We start from the raw sequence: 4,897 nt of genomic DNA, 5'->3' as shown, positions 1-4,897 counted from the left end.
TGCCCCGCGGTGGTGGACCAAAAGACCACAAATGGAACTTCTTTCGAAGAAAGGACTGGGCGGATGCCATGGATCGTGCCAGTAACAGTGGACTGCTGCTTTTACGGCTGCTCTCTGTCGGATCGTCGGTAAGCAAAGGTACTGGTGGGAGCGAGACAAGAGACTCGTGCAGGGCATCCAATTTTGCCGCCAGAGCGACTTGAGCGTTATCTCGCCGCACCTCCCCCGCGTCCACCTTGAGTTCATAAGCCGCTACCACGGGACCTGTCGAAAAGCTCCGCCGAGCGACGCGATGCTTTTCTATCATCATCTTCATCATCATCTTCTTCGTCATGGAGTTAATGAGTTTATCAACCAAAAGGTTTAATACGATGTATGGGTATCAAATGGATTTGTATTAGAGACTAAAATTTCGGAGTTCAACTTGTACAAAATTAGCATAACTATCTCAAATCTAGGGCTGGAGTTTGGGCAGAGCGGTCATTTTCCATTGTTGATCCGTGCTGCGAATCATGCCTTTGGAGTTAAAGGATACTAATAAAACGCTCGAGGTAGCTATTTTTTAGAACCTGACCTAGGCACCATCAAAAGCTAAAGGTCTGCTTTCCTGTTTTAAGTAATGTAAGGTTTCGAGGAAAATAGGCTCGATTCTTATGACCGCTATTCACCATTTTTTGATACTGGGATAAAAGTTCGTATCAGTAATATTCAGCCAAAGCTGAGAGAAGTACCAAGGCCTGCTTTTGGCACTTAGCGGACGTCAAGCAGCGCTTGCCAACCAATAGAAGAATTGAACTCAGAAGTAATGGTATTTAATATGCGCCACATAATTATCTGTTTTTAACTCGCCGTTCTTTTCTCTTAGGATGTTGGTCAGCCCTTTGTATTCCAATAAACGTTTTGAGGACCGTTCATAGTGCAGGTAAATCGGGTCCATCACTAGTCCGATTAGCCAGCTTTGCGGCTTAATGGATAGTTGCAAGCGTTCTTCATTAATATCAACAGTCTCTAGTTTGAAACCAATTAACTCAGACCGATCAAGCGACAGGATTTCAAATTTGATCTTCTTTCCCGCTAGCAAGTGCTGCCAATATTTGATGACCAAACGATCAAAGCCTGCATCGGCGACAATGCGCTTGCTGTTATCAATGCTTATCGTTTCATGCTGCAGGTCTTTCTTTTTGATGTGTTCAATCTTTACCTGATTGTCAGTTTTGGTCAGAAGACTTGTTTGATTCGAGCGGAGGTCGATAAAGCTCATGTCGGGTATTAATTTATGCTTCGAGAAATCCAGATCTTTCTTCGCAAAGACCTCTCCGTCTGGCGCCTTGTATTCGACATATGCATTGTCATACTGATTTGATCGATTGAGGTTTATATAGTGGTGCTCTGAGTACAGCAACTCGTCACTGTCTAGCGAATACGCTTTGCCCTCAAACTGAACGACTTTGATATCGCTTGGCGCAGCTTGTAGCTGAGCGCAAAGCGAAGAGAGCACAAAGAAACTGGCAATTGAGAAACTGCTAATAGCTTGCATATTTGCCTCCTTGGGCTGGCAGATCCTCCTTTGGTGAAGAGGGGAAGATTGCAGTACACAGAACTCCGACTACGAACCATTCTAGGATGATGAAAATAAGGGAGGCGTCTGCAAAGTGAAGCGCGCCGAAGTGACGGCCTGCCAGGTATGAAGCGGGTCCGGAAATGCAACATAAGCAGATGAAAAAATATGGCTTGGCTAAAAACCATTGCAGCGACGAAAGCAGTGTGAGCGTAAACGCACACCACATTATGATTAACCACAAGGGAATTATAAAATCGTTGGTTCTTAACTCGGGGTTCGGAAACTGGTAAACGCCTAGATGCATAAGCAAGCTGTCGATCAGAATGCCGATACACGCGATATACAAGAGTTTTAATGAGTTGTGAGTCGATGCGTTTGTTCGAACGAAATGCACTAATAGCAAGGCGAATGCGCAGAGCGCCAGGTACCAATCTGATAAAATTGCCAGAAACCAACAGCTTTGGAATAACACCGCATTGAGGAGCCTATTTAGTTGTTCCCGAGACATTGAGTAGACTCCTTAATGGTGTGGTTGGCTATATCGCTTATCACTGCCTTATATGCGAGACAGGGGCTCGTTTCTATAACCTGGTTTAGCGAATAACATATGAGATACGCCGATAGAGCGCTCTTTGAAACCTCCTGCGCAGTAGCAGAGGTAGAACTCCCACATACGTTTAAATTCTTTGCTATAGCCTAGCTCTGTGATGGTCGCTGAGGCTTTATTAAATGAATCCAACCATGCTAGCAGTGTTCTAGCGTAGTGTTCCGCAAAGTCCTCTTGATAAACGAGTCGTAGGTCGCTGGCCTTCATCGATGAGCTAGTGAGAGCCTGAATTGAAGGAATACAACTACCAGGAAAGATATAACGCTGAATAAAATCGACGTTGCGTTTGGCGTACTCGAAACGCTGGTCTTCAATTGTGATGGCTTGAATCAGCATCGCGCCATTTGGTTTCAACAGTGAGGCGCAAGTCGCGAAAAAGGTGTCATAGTATTGCCAGCCAACCGCTTCGATCATTTCTATTGAAACGAGCTTGTCGAATTGCCCCTCTAGCTCACGATAGTCTTGCTTTAGAAGTGTGATTTTATCGCTTAAGCCTGCTTCGCTGATCCGTGTTTGTGCTAACTCATGTTGTTTATCAGAGATCGTGGTGGTGGTGACTTTGCAGCCATAGTGCTTGGCAGCATAGATGGCGAACCCGCCCCAGCCAGAGCCAATTTCAACCACATGGTCAGATTCAGATAGGTTTAGTTTTTCACAGATAGTCTTAAGCTTGTATTGTGATGCCTCTTCCATGCTTGCCTGTTCGCTAGGGAAGATGCCAGAGGAATACATCATTGTCGGGTCCAGGAAGGTCTTAAATAAATCATTACCCAGGTCGTAATGCGCAGCGATATTTCGCTTGGAGCCTTTTTCGGTATTTTGGTTCCAGAGGTGAAAGGCTTTAGTTAAGGGCCGGGATAGCAGGGCGAAGCCGCCTTCCATTTGATCTAGAATATCACGGTTCTGGACCATGACTTGCACTAGTTTAGTTAGATCCGGTGAGCTCCAGTCTTCTGACATATAGGCTTCTGCCGCGCCTATGCTGCCGCCCGTCATAATATCTAGATAACAATTTTCATCAAGAATATGTAGCTCGGAATAAAGCGGGTCATTGGGAGAAAGTGGTTCTCCGAAGAGTGTACGTGCGCCTGGTTCAACAATGACAATTGTCCCCGTGTGCAGTTTTTGTAGCTGCTTATGTACGAGTTTTCGGGCGACGCTACTTACACTGAATTTTGATTGCTTTTTGGCGTGACTCACTAGGCTTGTGGGACTCATCTCGATGTCTCCTTTACGGGCATTCGTTGTTATCTTATTTGCTTAAGTTAGGGTGATCGTAAAATGGTATGCGCTTTAGCCATAGCTTTAACGCTTGCCAATATATCCCCATGCTTACTCTTACGGTCATAAACGGAAATCGGATCAGTGTGCTGGCTAAATAGTTTGTGAAATCGTATCGCTCCATCACTAACGTGGCGTCAAAGTGCTTTTCGTTTTGTTCGTCGCGCTGGGTGTTATCCATATGCACTCTTAGCCCTTGGTTTGGCTCATCAAAGGTCCAGTGATAGGTCATATCCATAGGGTTGAACGGCGAAACATGAAAAACTTTGGGAAACTCATAGTGGTGATATTTTTGTGCTTTCAGGGCATACGAGCCATACTCTCCCGATTGACCTACGGGTAGCACATAAGCATGCCGTTCACCCCATGGGGTGTTGGTGATTTCAGCCAAAATAGAAACCAGCTTGTTAGCTTTGTCAAAACAGTAGTAGAAGGTGACAGGGTTAAAGACTGCATTGAAATAGCGGGCGTGGCACAGCATTCTGACGTGTTCAATTTCCGGCGCAGATAAACCTTGTTCGGTGAGATTGTTCGTCACTTTGTTAATGACGGCTTGTTTTAAATCGCCCGATTCGGGTGAGTAATAATCATCGCGACGAAACGAGACAATATTGAACTTTTCGAGTGAACAGTACCACTTCGATTTACACAGCGATTCTAACTCGTCTAAGTCAAGATAGAGCATAAACAAGGGGTAGCGAAACTGGTGTTTCTTGGGCAAAAAACGACGATGCCGTATCGATCCTCTATATATTGAGCTGTGCTTTATTTTGCTCACTAGAGTGTTTCTCCGAAAGCCTCTGCGACGCGAAGTCCGCTATTGACCCCATCTTCATGAAAGCCGTTGAACCAATAGGCACCACAATAGTGTGTGCGTCCATGACCAGACTCAGGGTTACCACTTATTTCATGATGACGCGCCTGTGCTTTGACGCCGTCTTGGCTAAAGACCGGGTGGCTGTAGTTGAACGTGCGAATGATCTTGCTGGGGTCTATTTCATTGGTCCTGTTTAGAGTAACTAGAAATGTTTCGGGAGCGTCGTCGAAGTTCTGCAGGATGTTCATGTTGTAAGTCACCATGGCACAATCATTAGCGCGCTGAGGAATATGATAATTCCAAGCCGCCCAGGCCAGTTTTTTCTTAGGCATGAGGCGAGTATCTGTATGCAGAGTGACGCTGTTGTCCTGATAGGGGATTGCGCCAAGAATCTCGCTCTCTTTTTCAGACACATCGCCGAGTAGCCGTAAGGCTTGATCGCTATGGCAGGCAAAGATGACCTGATCAAAGGTCTGCACAGAATGGTCGCTAAAGGTAATGGCCGCCTCGCTAGGGCTTCGTGTTACCTTTATGATATTGCTGTTAAGGTGAATGTTGTCTTTAAAACGCTGTGTAATCGGTGCTATGTAAGACTCTGAACCATTCGTTAGTACCCTCCACTGCGGTCGAT

Annotated in this window: 6 protein-coding genes; all 6 read right to left on the bottom strand. The window is 45.6% G+C overall.

The window, feature by feature from the left end; translation table 11 throughout:
* A partial coding sequence (locus tag A3761_RS28645; protein WP_231881273.1) for a hypothetical protein occupies positions 1 to 220 on the bottom strand: 220 nt, incomplete at its 3' end.
* Positions 221 to 796: 576 nt separating this feature from the next.
* A complete protein-coding gene (locus tag A3761_RS20855) occupies positions 797 to 1,537 on the bottom strand; it encodes a hypothetical protein (RefSeq protein ID WP_068553425.1) in 741 nt (246 codons plus the stop codon).
* A complete protein-coding gene (locus A3761_RS29085) occupies positions 1,524 to 2,069 on the bottom strand; it encodes a DUF2878 domain-containing protein (RefSeq protein WP_068515392.1) in 546 nt (181 codons plus the stop codon). Before A3761_RS29085 ends, A3761_RS20855 begins: the two co-directional genes overlap by 14 nt.
* A gap of 48 nt (positions 2,070 to 2,117) precedes the next feature.
* Positions 2,118 to 3,386: a cyclopropane-fatty-acyl-phospholipid synthase family protein gene (locus A3761_RS20845; RefSeq protein ID WP_068515394.1), complete on the bottom strand. Its 1,269-nt coding sequence runs from the start codon at positions 3,384 to 3,386 to the stop codon at positions 2,118 to 2,120.
* 34 nt (positions 3,387 to 3,420) lie between these two features.
* Positions 3,421 to 4,227 carry a DUF1365 domain-containing protein gene (locus A3761_RS20840; protein WP_068515398.1) on the bottom strand — a complete coding sequence of 269 codons (807 nt, stop codon included), beginning with the start codon at positions 4,225 to 4,227 and terminating at the stop codon, positions 3,421 to 3,423.
* A partial coding sequence (locus A3761_RS20835; protein ID WP_197473154.1) for an FAD-dependent oxidoreductase occupies positions 4,227 to 4,897 on the bottom strand: 671 nt, incomplete at its 5' end. The genes A3761_RS20835 and A3761_RS20840, both read right to left, overlap by 1 nt.

It is taken from the genome of Oleiphilus sp. HI0123 (assembly GCF_001635315.1).
The sequence above is the reverse complement of the archived record's forward strand: the minus strand, read 5'-3'. Positions and strand labels throughout refer to the sequence as shown.